Annotated in this window: 29 protein-coding genes and 1 tRNA gene; 10 read left to right on the top strand and 20 right to left on the bottom strand. The window is 51.9% G+C overall.

Features of this window, described 5'->3' with window-relative positions:
• Positions 1-304: 304 nt before the first annotated feature.
• Together ACOOGA_RS17205 and ACOOGA_RS17200 are read left to right on the top strand one after the other, a co-directional pair.
• Positions 305-856: a S24 family peptidase gene (locus tag ACOOGA_RS17205; protein WP_417462023.1), complete on the top strand. Its 552-nt coding sequence runs from the start codon at positions 305-307 to the stop codon at positions 854-856.
• An 83-nt stretch (positions 857-939) separates the two neighbouring features.
• Entirely contained in the window at positions 940-2172 is a 1233-nt protein-coding gene (locus ACOOGA_RS17200) for a hypothetical protein (RefSeq protein ID WP_417462024.1), read from the top strand.
• A 132-nt stretch (positions 2173-2304) separates the two neighbouring features.
• Here ACOOGA_RS17200 and ACOOGA_RS17195 read toward each other — a convergent pair whose 3' ends face one another.
• Positions 2305-3159, bottom strand: a complete 855-nt coding sequence (locus tag ACOOGA_RS17195) for a DUF4238 domain-containing protein (protein ID WP_420429106.1) — start codon at positions 3157-3159, stop codon at positions 2305-2307.
• 21 nt (positions 3160-3180) lie between these two features.
• A complete protein-coding gene (locus ACOOGA_RS17190; protein ID WP_420429104.1) occupies positions 3181-3840 on the bottom strand; it encodes an SOS response-associated peptidase in 660 nt (219 codons plus the stop codon).
• A 117-nt stretch (positions 3841-3957) separates the two neighbouring features.
• On the opposite strand from ACOOGA_RS17190, the gene ACOOGA_RS17185 reads away from it, so the two are divergent.
• The 3 genes from ACOOGA_RS17185 to ACOOGA_RS17175 all read left to right on the top strand — a co-directional run bounded on the left by ACOOGA_RS17185 (position 3958) and on the right by ACOOGA_RS17175 (position 6371).
• Complete coding sequence (locus ACOOGA_RS17185) at positions 3958-4203, top strand: hypothetical protein (RefSeq protein WP_420429102.1); 246 nt, start codon at positions 3958-3960, stop codon at positions 4201-4203.
• Between the two features lie 114 nt (positions 4204-4317).
• Positions 4318-5217 carry a S1/P1 nuclease gene (locus ACOOGA_RS17180; protein WP_420429100.1) on the top strand — a complete coding sequence of 300 codons (900 nt, stop codon included), beginning with the start codon at positions 4318-4320 and terminating at the stop codon, positions 5215-5217.
• Between the two features lie 335 nt (positions 5218-5552).
• Entirely contained in the window at positions 5553-6371 is an 819-nt protein-coding gene (locus ACOOGA_RS17175; protein ID WP_420429098.1) for a hypothetical protein, read from the top strand.
• A 108-nt stretch (positions 6372-6479) separates the two neighbouring features.
• Here ACOOGA_RS17175 and ACOOGA_RS17170 read toward each other — a convergent pair whose 3' ends face one another.
• Positions 6480-7160 carry a hypothetical protein gene (locus ACOOGA_RS17170; protein WP_420429096.1) on the bottom strand — a complete coding sequence of 227 codons (681 nt, stop codon included), beginning with the start codon at positions 7158-7160 and terminating at the stop codon, positions 6480-6482.
• Between the two features lie 106 nt (positions 7161-7266).
• Positions 7267-7515 (bottom strand): helix-turn-helix domain-containing protein, encoded by a 249-nt coding sequence (locus ACOOGA_RS17165; protein WP_420429094.1) that lies wholly within the window; start codon positions 7513-7515, stop codon positions 7267-7269.
• Positions 7516-7668: 153 nt separating this feature from the next.
• On the opposite strand from ACOOGA_RS17165, the gene ACOOGA_RS17160 reads away from it, so the two are divergent.
• Positions 7669-8172 carry a hypothetical protein gene (locus ACOOGA_RS17160; RefSeq protein WP_420429092.1) on the top strand — a complete coding sequence of 168 codons (504 nt, stop codon included), beginning with the start codon at positions 7669-7671 and terminating at the stop codon, positions 8170-8172.
• Between the two features lie 72 nt (positions 8173-8244).
• Positions 8245-8739: a twin-arginine translocation signal domain-containing protein gene (locus ACOOGA_RS17155; RefSeq protein WP_420429090.1), complete on the top strand. Its 495-nt coding sequence runs from the start codon at positions 8245-8247 to the stop codon at positions 8737-8739.
• An 80-nt stretch (positions 8740-8819) separates the two neighbouring features.
• On the opposite strand, the gene ACOOGA_RS17150 is transcribed toward ACOOGA_RS17155, so the two are convergent.
• From ACOOGA_RS17150 to ACOOGA_RS17080, 15 genes are all read right to left on the bottom strand, one after another.
• Positions 8820-9554, bottom strand: a complete 735-nt coding sequence (locus ACOOGA_RS17150; RefSeq protein WP_420429088.1) for an SPOR domain-containing protein — start codon at positions 9552-9554, stop codon at positions 8820-8822.
• Positions 9555-10022: 468 nt separating this feature from the next.
• Positions 10023-10223 carry a hypothetical protein gene (locus ACOOGA_RS17145; protein WP_420429086.1) on the bottom strand — a complete coding sequence of 67 codons (201 nt, stop codon included), beginning with the start codon at positions 10221-10223 and terminating at the stop codon, positions 10023-10025.
• Positions 10207-10677 carry a DUF5681 domain-containing protein gene (locus ACOOGA_RS17140; protein ID WP_420429084.1) on the bottom strand — a complete coding sequence of 157 codons (471 nt, stop codon included), beginning with the start codon at positions 10675-10677 and terminating at the stop codon, positions 10207-10209. Before ACOOGA_RS17140 ends, ACOOGA_RS17145 begins: the two co-directional genes overlap by 17 nt.
• Positions 10674-13064: a tape measure protein gene (locus ACOOGA_RS17135; protein ID WP_420429082.1), complete on the bottom strand. Its 2391-nt coding sequence runs from the start codon at positions 13062-13064 to the stop codon at positions 10674-10676. The genes ACOOGA_RS17140 and ACOOGA_RS17135 overlap by 4 nt, the downstream gene beginning before the upstream one ends.
• 140 nt (positions 13065-13204) lie before the next feature.
• Positions 13205-13678, bottom strand: coding sequence for a hypothetical protein (locus ACOOGA_RS17130; RefSeq protein WP_420429080.1), 474 nt, complete (start codon positions 13676-13678; stop codon positions 13205-13207).
• The gene (locus tag ACOOGA_RS17125) at positions 13678-14328 is read right to left on the bottom strand and encodes a hypothetical protein (RefSeq protein WP_420429078.1); all 651 of its coding nucleotides are present in this window, start codon (positions 14326-14328) and stop codon (positions 13678-13680) included. Before ACOOGA_RS17125 ends, ACOOGA_RS17130 begins: the two co-directional genes overlap by 1 nt.
• Before the next feature lie 104 nt (positions 14329-14432).
• Positions 14433-14969: a hypothetical protein gene (locus ACOOGA_RS17120; protein WP_420429076.1), complete on the bottom strand. Its 537-nt coding sequence runs from the start codon at positions 14967-14969 to the stop codon at positions 14433-14435.
• Between the two features lie 71 nt (positions 14970-15040).
• Complete coding sequence (locus ACOOGA_RS17115; protein WP_420429074.1) at positions 15041-15223, bottom strand: hypothetical protein; 183 nt, start codon at positions 15221-15223, stop codon at positions 15041-15043.
• The gene (locus ACOOGA_RS17110; protein ID WP_420429072.1) at positions 15223-15465 is read right to left on the bottom strand and encodes a hypothetical protein; all 243 of its coding nucleotides are present in this window, start codon (positions 15463-15465) and stop codon (positions 15223-15225) included. Before ACOOGA_RS17110 ends, ACOOGA_RS17115 begins: the two co-directional genes overlap by 1 nt.
• Entirely contained in the window at positions 15465-15779 is a 315-nt protein-coding gene (locus ACOOGA_RS17105; RefSeq protein WP_420429070.1) for a winged helix domain-containing protein, read from the bottom strand. Before ACOOGA_RS17105 ends, ACOOGA_RS17110 begins: the two co-directional genes overlap by 1 nt.
• Positions 15780-16051: 272 nt before the next feature.
• Positions 16052-16243: a helix-turn-helix transcriptional regulator gene (locus ACOOGA_RS17100; RefSeq protein ID WP_420429068.1), complete on the bottom strand. Its 192-nt coding sequence runs from the start codon at positions 16241-16243 to the stop codon at positions 16052-16054.
• Between the two features lie 38 nt (positions 16244-16281).
• The gene (locus tag ACOOGA_RS17095) at positions 16282-17154 is read right to left on the bottom strand and encodes a hypothetical protein (RefSeq protein WP_420429066.1); all 873 of its coding nucleotides are present in this window, start codon (positions 17152-17154) and stop codon (positions 16282-16284) included.
• Entirely contained in the window at positions 17151-18410 is a 1260-nt protein-coding gene (locus tag ACOOGA_RS17090; RefSeq protein WP_420429064.1) for a tyrosine-type recombinase/integrase, read from the bottom strand. The genes ACOOGA_RS17095 and ACOOGA_RS17090 overlap by 4 nt, the downstream gene beginning before the upstream one ends.
• A gap of 164 nt (positions 18411-18574) precedes the next feature.
• A tRNA-Leu gene (locus ACOOGA_RS17085) sits at positions 18575-18661 on the bottom strand.
• A 105-nt stretch (positions 18662-18766) separates the two neighbouring features.
• Positions 18767-19519, bottom strand: a complete 753-nt coding sequence (locus ACOOGA_RS17080) for a competence/damage-inducible protein A (RefSeq protein WP_417462025.1) — start codon at positions 19517-19519, stop codon at positions 18767-18769.
• A 157-nt stretch (positions 19520-19676) separates the two neighbouring features.
• On the opposite strand from ACOOGA_RS17080, the gene ACOOGA_RS17075 reads away from it, so the two are divergent.
• From ACOOGA_RS17075 to ACOOGA_RS17065, 3 genes are read left to right on the top strand one after another with little or no spacing between them, the layout of a single operon-like run.
• Positions 19677-20780 carry an S-(hydroxymethyl)glutathione dehydrogenase/class III alcohol dehydrogenase gene (locus ACOOGA_RS17075; protein ID WP_417462026.1) on the top strand — a complete coding sequence of 368 codons (1104 nt, stop codon included), beginning with the start codon at positions 19677-19679 and terminating at the stop codon, positions 20778-20780.
• On the top strand, positions 20780-21619 hold the full coding sequence (gene fghA, locus ACOOGA_RS17070; RefSeq protein WP_417462027.1) for an S-formylglutathione hydrolase: 840 nt from the start codon (positions 20780-20782) through the stop codon (positions 21617-21619). The genes ACOOGA_RS17075 and fghA overlap by 1 nt, the downstream gene beginning before the upstream one ends.
• Before the next feature lie 10 nt (positions 21620-21629).
• On the top strand, positions 21630-22580 hold the full coding sequence (locus ACOOGA_RS17065; protein ID WP_417462028.1) for a proline iminopeptidase-family hydrolase: 951 nt from the start codon (positions 21630-21632) through the stop codon (positions 22578-22580).
• A gap of 67 nt (positions 22581-22647) precedes the next feature.
• Here ACOOGA_RS17065 and purB read toward each other — a convergent pair whose 3' ends face one another.
• A complete protein-coding gene (purB, locus tag ACOOGA_RS17060; protein WP_417462029.1) occupies positions 22648-23949 on the bottom strand; it encodes an adenylosuccinate lyase in 1302 nt (433 codons plus the stop codon).
• Between the last annotated feature and the right edge of the window lie 125 nt (positions 23950-24074).

The raw sequence follows: 24074 nt of genomic DNA, 5'->3' as shown, positions 1-24074 counted from the left end.
CCGAAGCGCAATTCACCCCTAATCATCACATCACCCTGAAGTCTTTTCTCTTTGAAAAGCATAAACTTAACGCGCTTTCTCATCCGTCGGTTCACTCAGCCACTGGCGAAATTGCCTTTTGGTTCACCAATGAATGAGCAAAAGCTGTGCCAGATAGAGAATCTAGTCTTAAAGGGAAGAGAATGAGGGGCGTAGCGCAGTTAACGATCCAACTTTCGACACCATCCAAGAAAATGCGTTGTTACAACTTTTACGCTTTAACAGCGTCGCCAAATCTGCATAATAGAACAAAAGGAGAACAAATATGCGAAACCATCTAAAACCTGTTCGTCTCCGGCGGCAATCCTCCCTCCTCCCCCTATCAGGAAATCCGTCCAACCCGCAGCTCGATTGCACGGTGGAGAAAAAGCGGGTGGCAGCAGCCTTGCCGACCATTTCTTTTAGCCATAGCCACAAGAACTGGTTTTCCCAAAGACAGAAAGACCTCCCCATCCTCGGGCGGGCCCAAGGCGGGAACGACGGCAACATCGTGATGGAAGATGGCGCCATTGACTGGACAGCGCGCCCCACATCACTTGACGGTGTTGATGATGCTTTCGCCGTCTATGTCACGGGCGACAGTATGGTGCCCAAGTATCAGGCTGGTGATCTGGTTTATATTCATCCTCATAAAACGCCAAGGAAAGGCCGCTTCGTATTGATTGAGATGACAGGGCATAAGGGCCTGATCAAGCAATTTGAAAAATGGGACGGGGATACACTGATTGTTAAACAGTTCAACCCGACTAGAGAACTACATCTTCTTCGCTTTGAGGTGCTCAAGGTTATGTTGATTATTGGCAGCATGGACGCCTGAAAGAGCAGATGCTAACAGCGGGCTTGATTTCAGCACGATGGATACCCAATATCCGCGCAACCACAACCGGAAGCACGGATGCCATGGCTGACCTACATTCGATGGATAGCGTTCTTGACGAAATTTTCGCATCATACATGCGGGTTAAAAGCCTGCATATGGGGAAATATGACCGCGACTTCCGGACCCCGCGCCACTTGATCTCGCTCGCGCGTGATCTCGGCGTTTTACCTCCATCTGAGCGCACCATCCGCGTTACTGGAAGCAAGGGCAAAGGCACAACAAGCAGGCTTATCGCCAGCTATCTGCATAAAACACTTCCGGGCGAGAAAGTCGGGCTTCTCGTCTCACCTGAAGAGTTCACCCATCTGGACCGCATACAAATTGACGGGGAGCCAATCCCCGAAGAAACCTTCATTGCTATCTACAATGGCTTGCGCCCACACCTGCACACCCTGCTAAAGGCGGCTGGCGAGCATGGCTATCTCTCGCCATCTGGAGTTTTCATGCTTATCGCGCTGATGTGGTTTCGACGCGAGAGCGTTGACCATTATGTTCTGGAGACAGGGCGCGGCGCAAAGTTTGACGAGGTTGGCCAGATTGGAAGCGCAATCAGCGTGGTCACCAGCATTTTTCTTGAGCACGCAGCCAATCTCGGCCCTTCACTCACGGATATCGCGGCTGATAAGCTTTCCATCAGCAACTCCTCAGGCCTTCTGGTGTGTCCCACGGAGTTACAGTCGCGTTTCAGCGCCTTCATCCATGCTGACGTTGCTGATTTGGAGTCGATGCGTGAGAATGCAGCTCTTCCGTTCTGGCTGGCCAGCAATGACCAACTCGCCCGAACGGCTGCTTGCGCTTACCTGACTAGGCACGACCGGCACCGCCCGATCAGCGAAATTGAAGTGAAATCTCCCTCTTTCTTGTGGGCCAACGCGTATGGATGCAAGGTTCTTCTCGAGGCCATCATCAGCGCTTCATCGGCGGATGAACGTCTCTACACCGGACAGTTTAAGGGAAAAAACGCGCACGCACTTGTTTCCCTACCAGACGACAAGGACCGTGATCATTTACTCAAGCTATGGCAGCAATATGGGCTCCGTTGCGCGGAAGTGGCGCTCAGTGGCACCCGCGGGTACCTGCACTACACCAAAACCAAAGCATCATCTGATTTCCTGGCTGAAATCGCCTTTGATGCCTCCGATGTAATGCACAAGGTTATCAAGGAATATATTACGACACATAAGCCAGAGGTGCTCTATCTAGCTGGCACACAAACCTACGTCCGCCTAGTCAAACAGGCGCTCCATCAATAACTTTAACGGTTTTAAAGAGTGGTACCCGCAACCGCCATCACATTAGTTTACTAACATGTTGTTTTTAAATAATTAACTTCATTTAACTTTCAAAGTTACTGTGTTTTCTACTGTAAAACTTCTGGTAGCGCGTCATTTCCCACTGCGCGTAAGAGATTTGACTAGTTGTTTAGATCGACCAGCAATCATTTCGCTCTGGGCGAACAATTTCGCGTTTAAACGTCGTATAGCGTTGTGATCGTTAAGAAAGTGAGTCTGCACACCAGTTTCACTTCCATTCGGACTAACAGCGATGTCATGTGCGATCGGTAGCCACATTTCATATTCAGGGTGTCCGAGATATCCTGCATTAGGCGGTCCCATACGAACAACGGGATTGCTGCCAACTACGAAGCTCTTTTTTGCATCAACAATCTTCAAGATACGTATACCCATCTTTGCAAGTAGCCGGGATACCTCAGGGTTCGATTTTGCCAGACCGATTATTTTAGCTTGTTGTCTTATTTTTTTTCGCTTTATAGGGTCGCTAAATTCTCGTAGTTTTTCCTGACTTAACTTACCTTTCTGGGCCTCCCATTCAGCTATGCCGTCAGCTAATATTTTGTCGAAGTTCTGCCTTGCAATTATAGGGTTGTGATAATCAGGTGTGCGTTTTAATTGATGATAGAAAAACGCGTCCCAAATCCCGCGTTCTTCCCTTGACATTAAGGGCACGTCACCCTCACGCACTGCATTGACCATCCGTTCTACAATAGGGGCCACAGAGGACTCTAGCCGGGCATATCCTTTTTCCAGCGAGACATTTAACTCACCACCCGCGCCTTCAAAGGCGTAAAGGTCCTTTCTCAGAAAAACGTTTTTGGGCTTCACCTGATAAACGGAAGAACGTTCGGACTGCTTGCTGTATGCGAACAGGAATCCGTCATTTGCGCAAAAATTCCTAAGTATAAACTGCGGAATGTAATGATGTCGCCGAGGTTCATTCATATTAGCTGCATATCGTGTGCATTATGAATTCCGATCAGCCTGCGCCCCTGGCTTGTCCACCGCGTGAAACTCCCACGTCATGCGATCCAGTTTCTCGTCCATCGGGCGTAAGAAATCGAACGCCTGTTCCGTACTTAACGTTGGATCCATCCAGTAGTAATAGTCATGTTGAGGTACAGGCCGGGCCATTCGGTTATGGTAGGCTTTGAAACTCTCATTTGGTTCTGTGGTGAATAGCGTGAAGGTGTATTCCACCGGCATACCGTCCTTGTCGAACATGTTTTCGTGGCGGTTATAGAGCCCAGCCAGTGAAAAGCTCCAGTCTTCCTCGATATCAATCAGCCAGCATTGCCGGTCGCCCTTTGGTCCCGTCCACTCGTAGAACCCGTTTACAGGCACAAGGCAGCGTTGACCTCGCTCAAAGGCGGGGCGGTATGCCCGACTATCCTTCAGGCGGTCGGTGCGGGCGTTAAACATGGCGTATTTGGCGCTGTGGTCAAAAGCTTTGGCCCAATCAACATGAAACCACCAACGGGCTTGGACAACCTTGCTTTCACCACCCTCGTTTATGAGGATGGGTAACACGGAAGTTGGAGCCGCATTCAGGTTGGCCTTATGGCTGTTCGGCACCATGTCCGGGTCGGTGAGGCTGTACAGGTCATGGATTTGTCGCCAAGACATTTCATGAGATAGCCTGCCGCACATATTGACCTCTTGTTCTTTGTTTGTTCTTGCATCATCCTGATGTTACGATTCGCGTAAATGAAAGGATGGACCATGGTTCGCAGAACAGAACCTATGAAGAAGACATTCAACAGAACATTCAATCATTTTGTCAAGTTACGTGTCGGTACATGTCCAATGAAGTGGAATGCTTACCTCAGCGAAACTATGGGTGAGCCCCATGAAGTTACAGCCTATAGGCCAGGCGGGCGCTGGGGGTCATATGCCGGGACTTATGGCTTTTTCAGAAGCGACGACGCAGTTGCTTTTATCGACGCAGCCAAGGCAGTATTGGAGGAGGAATGGAACAAGTACCGATAGCGGGCGTTATGGGGCTGGAAACTTCGCTTTTCACTTACGAAAACGTATATTTGACATATTCTCAAAAAGTGTAAAACTAGCGCCTCAATTGCAATTGAACGTGTGGAGGGGGAAATGCGCGTCATAGCAATGATTGTCGCAGTGTTGTTTTGCAGCGTGCCTACGTGGGCATATGGACAAGAAGGCCACGAGGCCATCTGCCAGATTGCCTATAAGGAGCTTACCGATAAGGCCCGAGCGGAAGTTGACAGGCTGATTGTTCTGGAACCAGACGCAGATGACCGTCTATTCAGGGTTGGATGCCGCTGGCCCGACCGCTACAACGAATTCCCCGCCGATCTGAAGCCTCGTAGCTCTGACCACTATATCAACATACCTCGTGGCACCACCGCCATCGCTGGCGATTGCTTCGATAAGCGTGGCAACATTGCTCAGCATTGCCTGCTAAGGGCTATCGAACATGAGTCCCACGTCCTGACCGACCCGACGGCTGACGACGTTTCGAAACTAAAAGCACTGAAGTTTCTCGGACATTGGCTCGGCGATATCCACCAGCCTCTGCATGTTTCCTACGCGGATGACAGAGGAGGCAATGATGTGCTCGCAGACGCTACCGGCTGCAATGATAAGCTCCATGCGGTATGGGATACCTGCATACCCCGCGACCAGATGATGGAAGGGGGATACCGCCTCAAGCAAGACAGGGGTGCCTTCGGTGACGCACTGTGGGGCGAAATCACAGATGCCGAGCGCACCGCATGGTTAAATAGCGATGCGGTGGATTGGGCGAATGAATCCTATACCATCGCGCAGCAGTCCAACGTGGGATACTGCATCATGGATAACGGCGTATGCGCATATTCTGAGACAGAGTTGACCTATAGCGGTGGCCCACAACGCACCGTGGTGACACAGGATGCGTATGAGGACAAGTTTGGAATTCTGGTGAGGGAACGTATCAAGCAAGCTGGCGTGAGGCTGAGTGGATTGTTGAATAATATCTACGGAATATAGAGAAATGCCCGCAGTTCGATTGCACATGAAGGGAACTGGTATCCACCAAAGTCGAATTGAGCGAAGGATCGATGAGATGGTACAGCGTTCGGACAATGGTCTGATACGGGAAAACATTAAATGGCGGCGCGATGAGAACTTTGATTTCGAAATAACGCTGACGACCGAAAGTGAAGAAGATATTCTCCTAGCAAGGCTGATTTGGGGGCCAAATAGATAATCCTTTCCATATCGGATAAATCAAGTGCGGCAAGAGGTATCATACACTCTACGGTATACAAATGCTGTAGCGTTTTCGGCATACCTACATTCCAGCCTTTAGCGGGAAAGTTGCGATGAATGAGAGCCTAGATTTCAAGCTGCGGTGCCTAGCGAAAGAGAGCCTCACTCGAGCAAAGAAGTACCTTGCCGAAACTGACAACTATTTGATTAGAAGCGCTGCCCTAGAGCTTCGCCTGGCCATCGAGTCCATCGTCTACAGTCGCGCCTATAAATATCGAGATGAACTCAGCTGTAATGACCTCGAAACTTGGCAACCACGAAAGGTATTGGATTTAATGTTGGCAGTTAATCCAATTGCCTGGAAGGGCACCGAACTAAGTTTGGAAGTAGACGACACCGCCAGCAAAACAGGAAAGCGTTGGGTGAAAATTGGTGCGGAGGTGTCATTGACACTGCAGGACGTTAAAAAACACTATGACGCACTAGGAAGCTTCTTGCATACGCCAACACTCGCACAGCTATCCAAGTCCGGCTCCCCGGATTTTCTCAGAATGCGCAAAAGATGTATCGATATATCGGACTTAATTGAAAGCGTTCTCAATTCCAATATGTGGAATATACGGATAAATGTAGAAGTGTGCCTGCCAGAGTGCCTCAGATGCGACCAGCCCCTACGCATATTTGTAGACCCAAAGAAGGAAGTGAATAGGGGTAAATGCTTCAATTGTGGGGCGGGCTATACAATTAAAGATGCTACTGATGGCTCTCCCAAATTGAAACCTCATCAGTCCAAAATTCCGTGTGTTGATGACCAATGTCATGGTGAAGCCATTCTTTGGACTGACCAAATAGTTGTTGGATATGAGTGGGCGTGCCCTCTGTGTGGCTTAGAGCACCAAATTAGCTTTTGTGCATCGGAAAAAGCCAATTGAGAAACGTAACTGGCTCAACGGTATAGCCGAAAGGTTCCGTAGTGTATGGTGGGGCCTCACGAACCTTTGTCCTTGCCTCCCGGACACTGCGCTCGATTTGAAATGGCGTTAATCTGTATTGAAGTTCCGCAGAAGCCTATATCGGATAAACTGATTGGTAGCTTCAAGGATTTCTAGCTCGGCGCCTTTGTAGGCTATGGCGCTGGAAGTAGTTAGGTCATACTCAACGTCATTGTTAAACGCTGGACGCGCAAGGTTGCTTGAAAATTCTCGATATCCAATATTGATTTTATTGCCCACTCGACCGCTGTAAATCAGCGCTTGCTGAAAAGAGTTTGCTGATAGCGATGGGCGTTTAAGACGGACAAACCGAACATTTTTCTCACACGACGTACTGCCATACACCGTGACCACACAAACGCTGTCTTTCTGCTTCAATACCTGCAGTGACTGAGCGGGGTCGGCCAAAGCCGCTTTCACAATTCGCCCACCAGAGGGGCTCGCTTCAGCCTCATAGAATTCTGATTTTTTGTCCTCACCCACCTTCAGGTAATACCCAGGCTGAATTGTATATTCTCCAAATAATCCCGCAGAAAACTTATCGCCAATCTGAATCGCATCCTGTTCAGTATAGACCCCTTGTCGCAGCAGTGTGTCACCAACACTGACTTGGCGCACCTCACCCAATGGCGGCTCACTGACGTCAATTGTAGTAGGCACATAGTTGTATTGCGGCGCCGTGCACGCTGACATCAGTAAGCCCACCAACAAAATGAATATGTTCCGCATGCTACCCTCCTGCAAATACAAGCGCTTTTAGACTTTGTGCGCCGCACTCCAGTTAACCATGCCGGGGGAAAATTTGCCAGCCTTCTACCTTTGCGAAACTGAGGGCCTATTCTTCACGCTCCATTACCCTCACACCCACGCCCGCATCATTCGACTTCTCAAGAAACCTCACGCCCGCATCACGGAAAGTCTGCACTATAGCATCCACAGTGCGGACATTGGCTGAAACCTCACCTCTAATCGCCTCTAGCCGTTTTATCGTATCAAGCGATACACCAGACTGTTCTGCAAGATTGCTTTGACGCCAGCGGATTAGCTCGCGCGCGGCTCGAATTTGTTCGCCCGTAATGGTCATGCTGCCTCTATTTTTACATTAAAAGTGTAATTTATTACCCAAACCTATTTACATATAGGGTGTCTGATATTATATTAAAAGTGTAATCGAGTACATTCAACAGATAATCACGCACAGAAACACTGATTTCTGTGAACGGAGGAGTATTACATAATGACTGCCCATTCAATTATTCCCCCCAAGGTCGGTGACCGACGCAACGGCGGCATCGTGTCAGAGGTAAGCGCGAGCCATATCGCAATCCAATACAACACTGGTTCTACCTGCCTCGACCTGCTCGACGCAAGCACGCGCGGTCTTATGTGCAGCGGCTGTGTGATTGGCTCGCTTATGGCACAGGCGGCGCGCAACGGCGGCAAAGAGGGTACATGCCCGCATAGCCCCTACACCCTCGAACAATACTTACATGACGCACCGGGACGACTTCTAGGGCCTTGGGAAGCTACTCAGTCGAAAATTGAAACCGCGCTGGAAGAAGGGAACGCAGAAACCGCAAACCACTACCAAACACAGTTGCGCCAGTTCCTTAGTAGAATAGCTCGCACTCATGGCGGAAAGAACCATGACGACCTCACCATAGTCCGCAAGGGATATGAAGCACTGCGGGAAATGTTGGATGAGGTGAGCGCTAAGAGTACGGGGCACGTTTGCCACTGATCCTACCAATACAGTCTGCGCAAAAAGTCGGTGTCAGGTGAACGAATTAAATCAATTATGTGAGGAAAGAAAATGACCAACCAGCCAACCCACGAAACCAATATCAGCCGCCGTTCAGTCCTCGGTGGTGGTGCCGCTGCCATCGCTCTTACTTCAGTCGCCGCGTTAGGCGCTACGGATGTTCCTGCGGAAAGTGATCGGGGCGCAGGCATCCTGAAACTCATATCTGAATATGAAGAGGTGAACCGGGAATTATACGATCATGAAGACGAGCATTTTAATGCTGTTGGCGATATAGGTGCCCGGCTTCTGCAAAAATTAGAAACTCATCTACATGCCATCGACAACTACCAGTGCAACTGCGTGGAGGACGTTCTGTATCAAATGGCATTCTTTGTTGAGTGTGACGCAGAATCGTTCGATAAGACCACTGACCTTTGCGAGTTCGAGGGCGGCAAAGAGAGGTTCACCAAAATCATGAAAAGCTTTGCACACCTGACAAACATCACACCACTCGATACCGTCAAGCGGCTGGCGGAGCCCGATATCCGGTTGCTTGGCTATTGAGAAAAACCGTGCAGAGTGATGCACAATGCTACCTGTTAGCGCAGGCATGTATGCAGATTGTCAGACTCTGATTTCACCTGCTAGTCCGGCACCTCAATGCATGCCTGTCGTTTTGCGCGCAAAGCGTCACAAACCGCCTTGGGATTTACGATGGGACCAACTCTCAGGCGATAGAAGTCCCTCCCTCCATAGCTAACCTTTATAACGTCAGGAGTTAGTTCTCGGATATCCTCGGGAGCCGTATTTTTGATCTGGCCCCATGCGTCATATGCCATTTGCGAACTTCCGTAGGCCCCCAACTGAATTTGGGCCATGTTTTCAGGCATAGTTTGATCGTCGCTCGACGCAACTGAAGCTTGAACCTGCCCCTTTACGGGGAGTGGACACTGCTTGCTGGCAACATGGTTATTGACCTGTATGTAGGCATAATCTGTATTCACCTTGCCTCTAAAGATTGAGACATCTAACACGCCTGGAAACGAGTACCATCTGTATACAAATTTAGGATTCAAAAAGTCCGGCTTTTTTGCAACGAGGCCAAGTGCGCTAAGTGCAGACGGCGAAAAGGACATATGATCCATTGCGTCGACGGTAATCCAGTCTGCCTTGCCGTCAACGAATACTATTTCGGTTTCTCCTTTAGCATACACACACTTTGGACCACATTTAATAGCCGCACAGCTCAACGGTTCACCGAGATAGGCTGTAACTTCCTTTTCGGTTTTACCCGCGATTTTCATTACATCTACAACGACCTGGGCACGAACTTCGCCAGTGAATAGTGCCACCATTAGAAAGACCAGAACATTTTTCATCGGCCACCCCCCTTAATACTTAAATTAAGCCTATCAAAAAAGATGGAAAAACGTGCGTACTGTTTCGAATTTTCAATAGATAGGCAATATAGCTGCACCACCTACGGCATTATGCTATCTTCTCGAGGTCAAGCATGGGGGGAATTTCATGTACAACGAATACGATGCTGTTGGGGCAGTTGGCATTCTCAGCTCATTGAGCGTGTTGACCTACCTTTATTTTAGTCTGTGTGTAGCGTATGCCGCAATTGCCCTGCGTGACAGGTCTTTCATCGGCTGGTTTTTAATCAGCGTCTTTTGCACACCGCTTCTTGCCTCAATATTCCTCATAGGCACGGAACACACAGGGAAGGCATGTAGCCGGTGCCAAATGACCATCCCCAAGAATGCGGGGGTATGTGGTCATTGTCAGCACCAGGTTGACCCTGACAGGGAATACCGCTCAATCTCGAATGCGGTGTAAAGCTGTTAGGCGGGAACTGGTGACTCCTTGCGAGCGTCCATCACCCGAACAATGATGGGGGCTGTGTTGGCGTGAATGGACGGGTCTCTGCGGTATGCATTAAATTCGTCTGTGCCTTCAATTAGGACCGGCACAGGCTCCACCACCCCGGCCCCACCAAATATATCCTCCAGTTTCGCAATGCGTGCCCTAAGTGAAGCGTTCATTCGCTGCCTCCATCAATTGCGCGATACGATCCTCAAACGAACATGTCTCGATTGCCTTTCGCTTGCCGTCGAGCATTGAATAAATCATGCCACCCTCTTCGGGGGTCAAATCACCCGAAGCTACAGCTTGCAGGGTGTCAGAGAACGCCTGTGATACGTCGGCTGCTGTATCGAGGCTTCCAAGCTTGAAATTCACCGGCTTACCCTTCCTCACCGGCAGGATTCTTTCCATACAGAGCCGCAGGGCGGTTGTGTCGCCCTCCATGGCCTTATCTATGCACTTTTGGGTTAGTTCCACTGCCTGACCATCAAGTAGTGCCTCCAGCGCCCTTATTTGGCGATTGCGTGAGCCTAAAGGGCGCCCTCGGGGATTGCCGGAGCGTCCTTTCTTGAAGCCCTGTTTTTTTGTTGTTTTATCAGGGGCCGGTGAAACTTTATTGCTCGCTTTTGTCATGAGGCAAGAGCCTCCAACGCGCCGTTAGTACGCATTTCACTTTTGAGGATGTTAACCACCTTGTATGCAAATTCATCGGGGTTTTCATTGGTGCCCCCGGCCCATTCGATCTTGAGTAGCGTACCTATAGACACCGATTTGCCACCTCCACCGCTCATTGCCTGACGGGCAAGCGCTGCTGTTTCCCGGCGTGACGTGATCCGAGCAGGACCCTCGACAACCTCCGGGCCGATCTCGCCCGCAATGCCCCACTTTCCAGCCGGGATGAAGCCACCCGCGTCATATGCACCTGAGTATTCAACACCGCGAATATTCGCCATAAGTGAGGCGCCCTGTGCCGTGGCTTGGGCAATCAGGGGAATGTTTGCAGGAAATGGCATCTTCATTGCCTCGCCAATTGCCCCAAGGGTCGCCAGGCTTCCCTGTGCGATTGTGAAGCCCTTGTTGATAGCAAACATAACCCTCGCAGCCTTGGACTGTTCCCCGAACATACCCTCAGCGATCTGCCCCAGGCTTTGAGCTGTGGCGGATGCGCTGTGCAAACGCATGGTATCGGATTGTATGGCTGCATTTCGGCGGGCCTCTTGAAACCGAACTTCTTCCTTCAGGTAGGCGTCATTTCGTTGCTGTTCCGTCAGGTAAGCATTGGTCCTGATTTCATCAAGAAGGCGTTGGTGCTCGCGCTCAGCCTGCGCAACATAATCATAGTGGAAGAGGTAAGCTTCTGACTCAGTCATGAGCCGGTCGGTCAAGCTTTGAAGGCTTGCGGTGGCTGCGACACGGGCTTCATCGAGTTTGAACTGGCGCCGGGTTTCAGCGTCAACTAATGCCTGCGTCTCTTCATCGAAGCGCATTTGATTGCGCCTTGTCAGCTCGTTGCGCTTTTCATCCGTGAGCGTATTGTCCCGGTCGATAATATCTTGCCTCTCATTGTACGCGGCGCGGTACATTTCGGCCTGCGTCATCAGATCCGCTTGCAGGTTAACTATGTCGGTGGCGCGAGCCTCCGCATAGGCAATTTCAATGCGGTGGATAAGGTCGGCTTGTTCGGATAACACCCCTTCTTTCTCATCCTTGAAGCCAGCTATGCGCGCTTCAATCGACTTGCGCTGCTCGTCGGTAATTTCTTCCTGCAACGCGGCTTCCGATATCTTGATAGCGTTATTGATGCTGGACAGCCGGGCCTTAACAACATTCAAGCGGTCGTCATACGAAGCTTTGATAGCCTCCTCTTCGGTCATAAGGCTACGCACCAGCGCGTCATACTGTGAGGTGTCGCCAGAGGAAACCGCCCTGTAGCGAGCGAGAACGTCTTCGGAATCCTTTGCTTTTTCAAGCAGGTCTCTCTGGTCTTGAAGCTCCGCCAACGCCGCTTTCAAGCGTGTCACCTCCGCTGTAGCGGATGCTATCTCGGACTGCTCAATTGAATCTTCGATACCCCGGATCGTGCTGACAACCTTTGCAAGCGATTGAGGCACAACCCACCCGTCTGTCACGCTCGCCTTGAGGGAAGCCACGGTGGCTTCCGCCACCGTCAACTCATCTGCCGCAGACTTAATGTTTCGCTCTACGTCGGCAAGCGTTTCCATTCCCGCGAGGGCGCGCACCTGAATTCCGAGAAATTCAAGTGCCTCAATGCCCCCTCGTACGCTGGACTCAATTACGCTACCTAAACCAGCCTTCGATACATCGCGAACAAGCTTGTCCCATTCGTCGCCGAGGTTGGAAATGGCGCCATCAAGCGTTTCCATTCGCTTTTCCATGGCGCCTGCAAAGTTGATTTCGCCCAACTCAATTAGGTAGCGCTCGATGTCCTGAGCGTTGTTTCTAACAGTCTCTGTCACTCCACGGAACGTAAAAGCAATTGTGTCGCCCTGGTTCTTTGCCCTTACACCGAATGTCTTCAGGCTTTCAAACTCGTTCACGGTGCCCTGTGCGACGGCGCGAATAAACTCTTCCAACTGCCCACCAAGAGCCGCTGCGGTATCGCCGTAGGACCTCATGGCGCGTTCAGACGGGTCAAGACCTCGGTTCACGAGCGTGACAAAGGCACTTGTGACCTGCTGAAGGTCATAGGGGGTTTCTTGGGCAAGGGCTTGGAGGGCGCTAAAGGCAAGTTCTGCATCTTCCGCAGACCCCGTTGCGGTAATAAGGCTGGCACCGAGAATATCGAATTCGCGGGTTACACGCACAGTCTCGGTCAAACCCTTAACACCGGCAGCCACCAGTGCCACTGGACCAGCCAGCCGGAGAAATGCAGCCGTAAGGCCTGCGGTCGCTTTTTCGGTGCGCATAGCAGACTTGCCGAGGCCATCGAGATTTTTAGCTCCCTGCTTTGCCTCCAGTGACTGGATACGTATCTCCAGTTTTGTTAAGTCCACAGCCATTAGGCTTCTCCAAAACAAAAAACGCCACCAACCCGTCAGGGTTAGCAGCGTCGTTCAATAACAATCGAGCTGGCATTTCTCCGCCACTCGCGCATGGCCTTATTATGCCATTTTGGGCCGTATCGGTAAAGCTTAAAGCCTCAATTAGGCAGCTTCTCAATTAGCTCCGCCAACAGTTCGGCATTATTTCCGTCGCCTGGTCCACTGTCAGGATTCCGGCTCCATTCGTTCGGCAGGCGATTACTTAGCCAAAAAATGCATGCGGTGGTGTCAGGAGGGATGTGCTTCTGGAAGGGCGTCTTAATTACCATGCCGCGAAAGACGGTAAAATGCACATCCTCATATGTGTACCCCACCGCCTTGTGATAAATGGCCCGCTTTACTCGTTCATTGGCTTTATCGATCCCGGCATTATAGGCCTCTTGAAACTCCCAATGCTCAGCCTTCCAGCGTTCCAGAGTGTCCAAGTCAGTTTCAAAGAAGTCTGCAATCTCAGCCTCCGTAGCTGCGAGCGCGCAAATCTTCTCGACCTGCCTCGCAAACTCACGGCGATATTTGACCTCACGGCTTGTTGTCGTTGCCGACACATCACTGCCTTTCTGTGCTGCTTTCATCAATGGATCACCTTCCGCACGTCGGATAGTGGATGGGCGTCCAAGACCTCATGCTTATCAAATGGGGGATACATTTCGCATGCATGCCCGCCACCTACTTGGGTAACGTCCACGACCAGCGACCCGGCCAACATACTCCCGCCCAAGGACGCATGAAGATAAGCGAAAAACATGCACTTCAGTACTTCAAGGTCACCAGCCATTATGGGCTTGGCCTTAACCTCTGCCCAACACCCATCGGAGAGAACTACGGAATAAACTAAATGTGCAAAGTCCAGCGAGAACTCCAACGCAGCAGCCTGAACCCCACGCTTCCAGTTTTCAGGCTTCAAGTCCCATAGGGGCACTTCCTTCTGAACTACACACTCGGTGACCGGCTTCCCGTCCACTAAGCGAAAGACAAGCATCAAAGGGCTAGTTCGATTGCCTTCAATGATGCCCGCAGAGGTAATGTATGTACGTTCTCGCCCTGCAATATCCTCGCAGCGATACTCCAACATGTTCAAAATGGGATGCACCGCAGCGGTGAAACCCACATGCTTTGCCTCGACACAAAGACCTGCTTTGATGAGTTGCAGGCGTCCAATTTCTGCAATTTGTTTCGCGCCAATTTTATTTTGGGCGCTATTTGATGGTTTATTCGTGCTCATAGGGGCCTCCAGAGCTGGTTGGTGATGTAGTGAAGTGCCCGCGTTACCCCGTACCCTACCAAGATATAGATAGGAGTACCCACAGGGGGAACTACGGGCCATTTTCATGATTGGCGGTTTTCTGCGGTTTTTGTTCCTACCAATTTCAGCGTTGTGGGCTTGGTGGTGCCCACAGGGGGAACTACCGTAGTACCCACAGGGGGAACTCTGTTCTTAATTTTTGCGCTGAATGATTGGCCTGCTCGCCGCCATAGCAGGATGGTCTTTTCCTTCACATGGCGCCAGTCATCGGTGGGCCTAGAACTGTCGTGTCCCTGCACAGTACCGTAATAGGTAAGTCGATAGCGGGAGGCTTGATTGGTAAGGCCTCTCCGACCGCCTGGCGTGGTGACTACCAGCAATCCAAGGTGTTCAGCTTCCTCAATGGCCCCCCTAATGCGTTTGCGGGAAAGGCCATAGCCCACCAACTGATTATAGGTAGCCTTGAGGCGTCCATTCTCCTGACCTGAGTGGTGGCAATGTTCGAGCTCAAGAAAGTCGATTAGCTTACGACAATGGATGGACTGCGCACGCCATGCAGGGGATGCCAGCAGTTCCGCAGTATGCCAGCACCAGCCGCCTTGGTCTGCGGGTGGACTCAAATGTTCCCTCCGCCGACCGTTATGCTTACCGCTCGATCTGCCGGTGTTGGTGGGTTTGCCGAAGCCTGCCATTATAGCCCCTCCGTGGCGTTAGGATCGGAGCCAATGCGGTGGACATCGTATAGATGCTGATAGAGCCCCTTTACATTGCCGCATCTATGAGCGCACAGGCCACACTTGGCGTCTGCTGCCTTCTGCTGGTCCCATTCCGTGGTGAACTCATATTCCCAAGGTTGCTTGACAATTACAGCCATTAGGCACCCCCTTTCGAGGGTGCCTCAGCAGTTGCCTTTTTGTAAGCCTCACTCAGTGCTTGTATGAAGGCTGGAATGGTCTCCATGCGCAGCGTGAGGCCCTTTTTGGTTTTGCGCCCCGTTTCTTTCATCCGAACCCGCATGTCCATGAGTTCGTGCTCGTGAAATTTGCAATTGATGAAACAGAGTTCTTCACTGGCGTTTTTGTCGAGCACAAACAGTGGTATTTCAGCGTCAGCCATTAGATGCCCTCCACTTCATTGCATGCCATACGCACGGCATCCTTGAGGATATACCGGCCGTGCCAACCCTGTTTGCCCCACGGGTCAGTGTGTTCTTCCTTCACTGTTACGATGTGCAAGCCATAGTCTGCTCGCAGGCGGCGGATGTATTCTGACATGCGCAAGAGCCAGGAACTGACCTCTTGAGCGGTAACGCCGTGTTCGCCATTGGCAATTAGGTGATTAAGCACCTTTGCTGTCTGTGACTTTGCTGTTAGCGTGAAAGTGCGGCTTTCACCGCACTCCTTCACTTGGTACAGAGAGCGTTCAGACATGGCGCACCTCCCCGAAAATGGCACTAGCAAAAAGTCCTGCAAGGTGGGGTTTTACTCTGTACCGCTGGCAGAGCGTTTTCTGTTGCCAATTATTTGTTGAAATCTTGCGTTCGTTGGTTTTTTCGCGCATACTGCGTTCTCCGAATGCGAAGCGGTCCCCACGGTTTCTAAGGCCATGTGAGGGGCCGTTTCTTTTTGGGCGAACCTGTTTAAAGGCGTGCCGCCCATTACCGCCTGACAGCCCCTGCCATGTGACAAAGACTGAAAAGCGGTCATGCTGCTTGGTTGCGTTCGGCGATACGCTCATCCATCCACGCAGAAACCTCATCTGAGTCCCAAGCGCTAGCACGTGCGCCAAGCTTGACGGGAGCTGGGAACTCCCCTTTAGAAACCTTCAGATAAATGGTTGATATAGCATATCCGGTGCGGGCGGATACTTCGTGAACCCTGAGAAATGATTTCATTTTTGCCTCCAATATCGTTGCATTGGAGGCCAATATAGCTAGGTGTTTTGGTGGTTAGCCCGGTTCCCCACCAAAATTTTACGCAACTCTTTGCGCGCCTCGTAGAAGTAGTCTTTGAATTGATCGAAACGGACTGACATACAGTCGTCCGGGTGACCATCTTGCTCAGCAACATATAAGTCCTCACTTTGGCGCCAGAACAGGTATCTGGTTGTCTGAAAGGAATTCTTCCGCGCCGTGTGGCGGCTGCCAAATGAGGTAAACAATTTTCTTGCACTTCCTGCGGGGCCTACCTTTTCCAGCCATTGTTTCGCGATCACCAATTCTTTAATGGCGTTGTACATAGCAGGATTGGGCCTAGAACTCCCGCCGCGCCTGGAGATCCGTTGCTGGTCTCGAAATTCCCAATTGATCCCATGCCACCGCCAAAATCCTTTGGAATGGATGAGCGTTTCATCGTGACTAAGTGATGGGTCTAGCATCTTTGTTCCGTGGTAAATCAACCACGCAGCGATAACAACATCATGCCAATGTCCATACGACCCGCTGCCTCCATATTTGGCTAGATATGTTGGCCATGGCATGGGGCCAATTACCTCGCTTGGAGCGAGATGCTCAAGCTCTTCTTCCCCAAGAATAACCGGCTTGTCAGGGGGAGAATCGCTCCTAAAATAGAGATCCATTTGATTGCTTGGCTCGTCGAGCTCGACCAAGAATTCTCGTGCGTCACTGATTATGTATTTAGCGTGGTGGTGTGGGTCGCGGCCTTCATCGCTTGCCGCCTTTGAGATGGCAGAAAGAGAATCACACTCTTCTTGTATCGATCTCGGATGGGCGGTAGTCGTATTGATGTGATTGCCGCGTACAGCCGAACTTGGCACCCCGGGCGGTAACTGACGCTTTTTGCTCATGCCAATATCCCGCCTTTGAATGATACCACGTCTGCCCCCACTGCCAACGCCTGCAAATAGTCCGCCCACGCCTGCATCATTTTGGTACGCTCTGCGATATGCTCGGCACGGTTATATGCTGCTCGTACCTTGTTTCGCTCAGCATGCGCCAACTGGCGCTCGATAATATCAGGCTTCCAGCCTTGCTCATTCAGCAGTGTGGAAGCCATCGCCCGGAAACCGTGGCTGGTCATCTCATCCTTTGTAAAGCCCATACGCCTCAGCGCGGCATTTAACGTGTTCTCACTAATCGGACGTTGAAAACTCCTCACACTAGGGAACAAATACTTTCCGCGCCCAGTAAGGGGCTGAAGCTCTTTGATTATCGTCACCGCTTGCCGGGACAGCGGAACTAGGTGTGCATCCCGCATTTTTGTTTTCACTTTGGGGATACGCCATTCTCTAGTCTTTAAGTCGACTTCCGCCCACTCCATATGCCGCAATTCCCCAGGGCGGACGAACACCAAAGGAGCCAAGCGCAATGCGTGACGTACTACCGGATAGCCTTCATAAGCGTCAATTGCCCTCAGCAACCCACCTACTTTCCGGGGATCGGTGATTGCAGCCATAGACTTCGCTTTCGGAGGGGTTAGGATTCCTCTCAAGTCTGCCGTCGGGTCGCGCTTGGCCAGACCATGAGCCACCGCATAGCGAAATATCTGCCCACATATCTGCTTGCACCGGGTAACTGTCTCAAGTTTGTCGCCAAGCGACCGGAGAAACGCCAGGACCTCCGGTGGTTCGATCTCGTTGACCGGGCGGGCACCCAATGCGGGAAGAATGTACTTATAGAGGCGAAATTTGACAGGCTTTACATAGGTTTCGGACCAAGTGCGCTTGCGGTCGTTAAACCAATCGTCCGCAACATCCTTAAACAGATTCCGCTTTGACACCTTTTCCTGTTTGCGGTGGTGCGATGGATCAACTCCATCCCGCAACTGGCGCCGGGCCTCGTGTCTACTATCACGCGCTTCGCTCAGTGATACATCGGGATAAGTGCCCATTGAAAGGGTTTTACGGCGCCCGCCGAAAGAATAATCAAAACGCCACCACTTCGCGCCTGACGGTTGTACAAGAATATAGAGGCCCTTGCCGTCTGTGAGCCGGAACGGTTTTTCTAACGGTTTGGTCTGTTTGATTGCGGTATCCGTCAGCCCTCGTCTTGGCTGAGCTCTGTAGTTTTCTCCCGGTCCATCTGAATTTTGATTCTCGGTCATTGCAGTAACCCCACCCAAGCCAATGTGCTGTTACTGACTATCTTACCGCATTTATACAGTAGATGGCAATGTGCGATAATATGCGACACTAGAGACAAATTGCTCTATAAATCGCACAAATCAGCGAAATATTAGATGATAATGGAGGTTAAAATTTGAAAATTTGGTACCCGCAACCGGACTCGAACCGGTACGACCATACGGTCTCAAGATTTTAAGTCTTGTGTGTCTACCAATTCCACCATGCGGGCACATGATCATGCGGCAGGAACAGATGGCGTTATAGACCAATTATTTCTGGTAGGACAACGCCCAAACTTGCTCGGCTGGTGTTTTTTTGGGGTACACTCGAAAACTCAATCGATTTCAGTTGGTCCGTCCGTCGCAAAAGCGTTTTCACGGCAGAAATTACGCAAGGCTTCCATGGCATCACTAACCGCCCCCTGGTCCGGACTACGGATCACCACCTGGGCGCCTACCCCTGCGTGATAGAACGGGTAGCTGCCAATGCTCACACCGCCATGCGCAGCCTGTAGGGCACCAAGCCCATCCGCGATCTTGCTCTCAGCCACATGAATGGTCAGCGCCTGCGTCCATACCTTACGTCCACTCTTGAGGAGCGGCCGTAAATCCTCAAGCATCGCCTGCATGATCTTGGGCACGCCCGCGAGGATGAACACATTTTCAATGCGGATGCCGGGCGCAATGGAAACGGGGTTGTCAACCAGTTCACCGCCCGCTGGCACCCGCGCCATACGCTGGCGCGCAGGGGTGAAGTTTTCGGCCCCATAATAGGCTTCCATCCGGGCATAGGCTTCTTTGTGCGTAACCACAGGCACGCCGAAGGCTGCGGCGATACTATCCACCGTGATATCGTCATGGGTCGGGCCAATGCCGCCTGTGGTGAACACATAGTCATAGCGTGCCCGGAGTGCGTTCACCGCGTCCGCGATTTCACCTTCAATATCGGGCACCACGCGCACCTCAGCAAGCTGGATACCCGCCTCGTTCAGCCATGTCGCGAGATAGGAGATATTCTTGTCCTGCGTGCGGCCAGAGAGTATCTCATCCCCAATTACAAGCAGACCAGCTTTAACGTCGTCAGGCATAAAATTCCCCGTCTTATTGCGGTTTCCTTGAAGGCTTTGCCAGAATTCTTTAAACCAGAATTCAAGAAGGGTTGCACTCTAATCGGTCAATCGGTTTTAGTACACTCAGATCTGGCGATCAGATCACAGAAAAACATCAGTTATAGAGGGGACCATCATGAAAACACGGGCTGCAGTTGCTTGGGGCGCGGGTAAACCACTTTCTGTCGAGGAAGTTGACCTTGAAGGCCCCAAGGCGGGCGAAGTGCTCGTTGAGATCAAAGCCACAGGCGTTTGCCACACGGACGCCTTCACCCTTTCAGGCGACGACCCTGAAGGCGCTTTCCCTGCCATTCTGGGCCATGAAGGCGCCGGTGTTGTGCTTGAGGTTGGTGAAGGCGTCAAAAGCCTGAAGCCCGGTGACCATGTGATCCCCCTTTATACGCCTGAGTGCCGGGAATGTGACTATTGCCTGCACCCCAAAACCAACCTCTGCCAGGCGATCCGCGAGACACAGGGCAAAGGCGTGATGCCGGATGGTACCAGTCGCTTCTCGATCGATGGCAAACCAATCCTCCATTATATGGGCTGTTCAACCTTCTCGAACCACACCGTGCTGCCTGAAATCGCGCTCGCGAAAGTACGCAAGGACGCACCGTTCGAGAAGATCTGCTACATCGGCTGTGGCGTGACCACAGGTGTAGGTGCTGTTGCGTTTGACGCGAAAGTTGAGCCCGGCTCAAACGTGGTGGTGTTTGGCCTTGGCGGTATCGGCCTCAATGTTATTCAAGGCGCGCGCATGGTTGGTGCCAATAAAATTGTCGGCGTTGACATTAATAATGAGCGTGAAGCCATGGGCCGCCAGTTCGGCATGACTGACTTCATCAACCCCAAGGAATGCGACGTGATGCAGGCCATTATGGACCTGACGAACGGCGGCGCAGACTATAGCTTTGAGTGCATCGGCAACGTGAACACCATGCGTCAGGCGCTTGAATGCTGCCATAAGGGTTGGGGCGAAAGCATCATCATTGGGGTGGCCGGTGCGGGGCAGGAAATCTCCACCCGGCCCTTCCAATTGGTTACCGGGCGTGTATGGCGCGGCACCGCTTTTGGTGGCGCACGAGGCCGCACCGATGTACCCAAGATCGTAGATTGGTACATGGACGGCAAGATCAATATCGATGACTTGATCACCCACACCATGCCGCTTGACGAGATCAACAGTGCGTTTGACCTGATGCACGAAGGCAAATCCATCCGCTCAGTGGTGATGTACTGATGTCGTTTGAGGTGATTTCAGAGACCGCCTGCTTTGGTGGCACGCAAGGCTATTACAAACATACCTCGAAAACCCTTGGGTGTGAGATGCGATTCTCCGTCTTTTCGCCCCGACAAGCTCAAGAGGGCCGCGTGCCCGTTTTGTGGTACCTCTCAGGCCTCACTTGTACGGAAGACAACGCCACCGTGAAAGCCGGTTTCCAGCGGGTCGCCAGCGAGCTTGGCTTGATGGTTATCTGTCCGGACACAAGCCCGCGCGGTGATGATGTGCCGGACGACGACGCCTATGATTTTGGCAAAGGTGCAGGTTTCTACGTGGATGCCAAGGAAGCGCCGTGGGCTGAGAACTTCCAGATGTACAGCTACGTCACCAGCGAGTTGCCTGCGCTGGTTAAAGACCAGTTCCCCGCCGACATGAACCGACAGGGCATCACTGGCCACTCCATGGGTGGGCACGGTGCGCTGACCATCTTCCTCAAAAACCGGGATACCTATAAAAGCATTTCCGCGTTTGCGCCCATCGTCTCGCCCATGAATTGCCCGTGGGGCGAAAAAGCACTCACTGGCTATCTCGGCGCGAACCGTACAGCATGGGCAGACTACGATGCCTGCGCGTTGATGGAAAAACATGGGGCAACAGATACGGAAATCCTGATCGATCAAGGTCTTGCGGATAACTTCCTCGAAGGCCAGTTGAAGCCTGAGTTGTTTGAAGAGGCGTGCGAGAAAGCGGGACAAAAGCTCACCCTGCGCAAGCATCCAGGGTATGATCACAGCTATTTCTTCATCTCTACCTTCATTGAAGACCATCTGCGGCACCACGCCGCCCAGCTTAGCTAGAGGAACATATATGCGGCGCCTTCTTATCTCAGGGTTACTGGCCATTCTGGCTTTCACAAGCCCTAGTTTTGCGCATCAGGACCCTGAGATTGCGGGTTACATTGAGGTCGATGGCGGCCGCATCTGGTACCGGCTGAACGGTAGTGAGCATATGGGAAAAAAGCCCGCCATTATCATGATGCATGGTGGCCCGGGCGGCACGCACCGCTCAAACATGCCCTATGTGGCGCTCTCGGATGAATACCCGGTTATCCTCTATGACCAGTTGGGCACCGGCAATTCAGACCGGCCCGGTAACATTGAAACCTGGACCGTTGAACATTTTGTGGCAGAGATTGACCGTATTCGTGACGCGCTCGGGCTTAGAGATGTGATTATTGCGGGCCATAGCTGGGGCGGCACACTCGCGGCTGAATATGCTACACGCAGGCCTGAAGGCCTTCAGGCCGCTATCCTTTCAAGCCCGCTGATTTCCACGCACCAATGGCTGGCCGATAATCAGGTATGGATTGACCAATTGCCCGAAGATGTCGCTGCAACAATCCGCCGTCATGAAGCGAACGGCACCACAGATACGCCAGAATACCGCGCAGCAGAAGCAGAGTTCTATAAGCGCCACATGTGCCGCACGTCGCCCTGCCCGCTTGAGCGCTACCGCACTGACGGCCCCAAAGGCAACGGTGAGATGTATGAATATATGTGGGGCCCATCTGAGTTTTTTGCGCCCGGCACGCTGAGGGATTATGACATCAGCCCAAAGCTTGCCAGCATCAATGTGCCAACCCAGATGATCTGTGGTGAATTTGATGAAGCGGCGCCCAAAAGCTGTATGAAATATGCAGATATGATCGACGGTGCAAAAACCCTGATCGTGCCAGACGCGGGCCACGCCACCATGGGCGACAATGAAAAGCTGTACATCACCACCGTACGGCAGTTTCTACACGACGCGCTAGAATAATAGCAACCCGCAAACACAAAAGGGCGGCCAGATGGCCGCCCTTTTTCATACCCAAAGCTGTTTCGGCTTATTCGCCAAACACACGTTTGAAAATCGTGTCCACATGTTTGGTGTGGTAATCCATGTTGAAAAGCTCCTCAAGCTCAGCTTCGGAAACCTTGTTGGTCACGGTTTCATCCGCCTTCAAGAGGTCAAGAAGCTGCAACTCACCACGGCTTTCCCAAACCTTCATCGCATTGGCCTGCACAAGGCGGTAAGCGTCTTCACGGCTCACACCTGCTTGTGTCAGCTCAAGAAGCACACGCTGGCTGTTTGGCAAGCCGCCCATCTTGTTCATGTTATCAAGCATGTTGTCAGGGTATACCAGCAGTTGGTCCATCACGTTGGTGAGGCGCGCGAGGCTGAAATCAAGCGCGATGGTCGCGTCCGGGCCAATGTAACGCTCTACGCTTGAGTGCGAGATATCCCGCTCATGCCACAGCGCCACGTTTTCCATCGCCGGGATCGCCATGGCACGGATATAACGCGCCTGGCCCGTGAGGTTCTCTGTGAGGATCGGGTTTTTCTTGTGCGGCATCGCGCTTGAGCCCTTCTGGCCTTTGGAGAAATACTCCTGCGCCTCCAGCACTTCGGTGCGCTGAAGGTGACGTACTTCAACGGAAAGCCGCTCAATACAGCTGGCTACTACACCCAGCACAGCAAAATACATAGCATGGCGGTCACGCGGAATCACCTGCGTGGACACAGGTTCAACCTCAAGGCCCATCTTTTCGGCCACATGTTCTTCCACATAGGGGTCGATGTTCGCGAAAGTACCAACCGCGCCGGAGATCGCGCAGGTTGCCACTTCCTTGCGTGCAATCTTCATACGCTCAAGGCAGCGGTCAAACTCGGCATACGCCTGTGCCATTTTCAGGCCAAAGGTTACGGGCTCAGCATGAATGCCGTGGCTACGGCCAATACAAACTGTGTATTTGTGTTCTTCAGCGCGGCGCTTCAGCACAACAAGAAGCTTCTCAAGGTCATCAATAATGATGTCCGCCGCCTGCATTAGCTGAACGGAAAGGCAGGTGTCCAGAACGTCCGAGGACGTCATGCCCTGGTGCACAAAGCGCGCTTCGTCGCCCACGTGTTCGGCCAGATTGGTAAGGAAAGCGATCACGTCGTGTTTCACTTCGCGCTCGATCTCATCGATGCGGTCAATTTCCCACTGGCCCCGTTCCCATACCGCTTTGGCGGCAGCTTCCGGTATACGGCCAAGCTTGGCGTTCGCGTCACACGCATGCGCTTCAATCTCGAACCAGATACGGAAGCGGTTTTCCGCCTCCCAAATGTCGGTCATTTGTTTGCGGGCATAACGAGGGATCATGGGGCGCGCTCCTCACACAGAAAGAAATATCTAAAAACTGCCGCTCTGCTAGCAGAAAGCTCGGCTCATCGCAAGTTCCCTTGACACCTTCCCCGTCGCCCGCGAGCATATCCGCAACTTACGGG

The organism is Kordiimonas sp. (assembly GCF_965216265.1).
GTDB lineage: Bacteria > Pseudomonadota > Alphaproteobacteria > Sphingomonadales > Kordiimonadaceae > Kordiimonas.
The sequence above is the reverse complement of the archived record's forward strand: the minus strand, read 5'-3'. Positions and strand labels throughout refer to the sequence as shown.

Excerpts from the sequence above, each read along its gene's own strand:
- ACOOGA_RS17115 (WP_420429074.1), bottom strand. The coding sequence starts at position 15,223 with ATGGCTGTAATTGTCAAGCAACCTTGGGAATATGAGTTCACCACGGAA.
- ACOOGA_RS17080 (WP_417462025.1), bottom strand. The coding sequence starts at position 19,519 with ATGCCTGACGACGTTAAAGCTGGTCTGCTTGTAATTGGGGATGAGATA.
- ACOOGA_RS17205 (WP_417462023.1), top strand. The coding sequence starts at position 305 with ATGCGAAACCATCTAAAACCTGTTCGTCTCCGGCGGCAATCCTCCCTC.
- ACOOGA_RS17140 (WP_420429084.1), bottom strand. The coding sequence starts at position 10,677 with ATGACAAAAGCGAGCAATAAAGTTTCACCGGCCCCTGATAAAACAACA.
- ACOOGA_RS17180 (WP_420429100.1), top strand. The coding sequence starts at position 4,318 with ATGCGCGTCATAGCAATGATTGTCGCAGTGTTGTTTTGCAGCGTGCCT.
- ACOOGA_RS17145 (WP_420429086.1), bottom strand. The coding sequence starts at position 10,223 with ATGAACGCTTCACTTAGGGCACGCATTGCGAAACTGGAGGATATATTT.
- ACOOGA_RS17195 (WP_420429106.1), bottom strand. The coding sequence starts at position 3,159 with ATGAATGAACCTCGGCGACATCATTACATTCCGCAGTTTATACTTAGG.
- purB (WP_417462029.1), bottom strand. The coding sequence starts at position 23,949 with ATGATCCCTCGTTATGCCCGCAAACAAATGACCGACATTTGGGAGGCG.
- ACOOGA_RS17075 (WP_417462026.1), top strand. The coding sequence starts at position 19,677 with ATGAAAACACGGGCTGCAGTTGCTTGGGGCGCGGGTAAACCACTTTCT.
- ACOOGA_RS17190 (WP_420429104.1), bottom strand. The coding sequence starts at position 3,840 with ATGTCTTGGCGACAAATCCATGACCTGTACAGCCTCACCGACCCGGAC.
- ACOOGA_RS17105 (WP_420429070.1), bottom strand. The coding sequence starts at position 15,779 with ATGTCTGAACGCTCTCTGTACCAAGTGAAGGAGTGCGGTGAAAGCCGC.
- ACOOGA_RS17095 (WP_420429066.1), bottom strand. The coding sequence starts at position 17,154 with ATGAGCAAAAAGCGTCAGTTACCGCCCGGGGTGCCAAGTTCGGCTGTA.
- ACOOGA_RS17065 (WP_417462028.1), top strand. The coding sequence starts at position 21,630 with ATGCGGCGCCTTCTTATCTCAGGGTTACTGGCCATTCTGGCTTTCACA.
- ACOOGA_RS17155 (WP_420429090.1), top strand. The coding sequence starts at position 8,245 with ATGACCAACCAGCCAACCCACGAAACCAATATCAGCCGCCGTTCAGTC.
- ACOOGA_RS17130 (WP_420429080.1), bottom strand. The coding sequence starts at position 13,678 with ATGAAAGCAGCACAGAAAGGCAGTGATGTGTCGGCAACGACAACAAGC.
- ACOOGA_RS17135 (WP_420429082.1), bottom strand. The coding sequence starts at position 13,064 with ATGGCTGTGGACTTAACAAAACTGGAGATACGTATCCAGTCACTGGAG.
- ACOOGA_RS17125 (WP_420429078.1), bottom strand. The coding sequence starts at position 14,328 with ATGAGCACGAATAAACCATCAAATAGCGCCCAAAATAAAATTGGCGCG.
- ACOOGA_RS17100 (WP_420429068.1), bottom strand. The coding sequence starts at position 16,243 with ATGAAATCATTTCTCAGGGTTCACGAAGTATCCGCCCGCACCGGATAT.
- ACOOGA_RS17165 (WP_420429094.1), bottom strand. The coding sequence starts at position 7,515 with ATGACCATTACGGGCGAACAAATTCGAGCCGCGCGCGAGCTAATCCGC.
- ACOOGA_RS17160 (WP_420429092.1), top strand. The coding sequence starts at position 7,669 with ATGACTGCCCATTCAATTATTCCCCCCAAGGTCGGTGACCGACGCAAC.
- ACOOGA_RS17170 (WP_420429096.1), bottom strand. The coding sequence starts at position 7,160 with ATGCGGAACATATTCATTTTGTTGGTGGGCTTACTGATGTCAGCGTGC.
- fghA (WP_417462027.1), top strand. The coding sequence starts at position 20,780 with ATGTCGTTTGAGGTGATTTCAGAGACCGCCTGCTTTGGTGGCACGCAA.
- ACOOGA_RS17150 (WP_420429088.1), bottom strand. The coding sequence starts at position 9,554 with ATGAAAAATGTTCTGGTCTTTCTAATGGTGGCACTATTCACTGGCGAA.
- ACOOGA_RS17110 (WP_420429072.1), bottom strand. The coding sequence starts at position 15,465 with ATGGCTGACGCTGAAATACCACTGTTTGTGCTCGACAAAAACGCCAGT.
- ACOOGA_RS17185 (WP_420429102.1), top strand. The coding sequence starts at position 3,958 with ATGAAGAAGACATTCAACAGAACATTCAATCATTTTGTCAAGTTACGT.
- ACOOGA_RS17200 (WP_417462024.1), top strand. The coding sequence starts at position 940 with ATGGCTGACCTACATTCGATGGATAGCGTTCTTGACGAAATTTTCGCA.
- ACOOGA_RS17175 (WP_420429098.1), top strand. The coding sequence starts at position 5,553 with ATGAATGAGAGCCTAGATTTCAAGCTGCGGTGCCTAGCGAAAGAGAGC.
- ACOOGA_RS17090 (WP_420429064.1), bottom strand. The coding sequence starts at position 18,410 with ATGACCGAGAATCAAAATTCAGATGGACCGGGAGAAAACTACAGAGCT.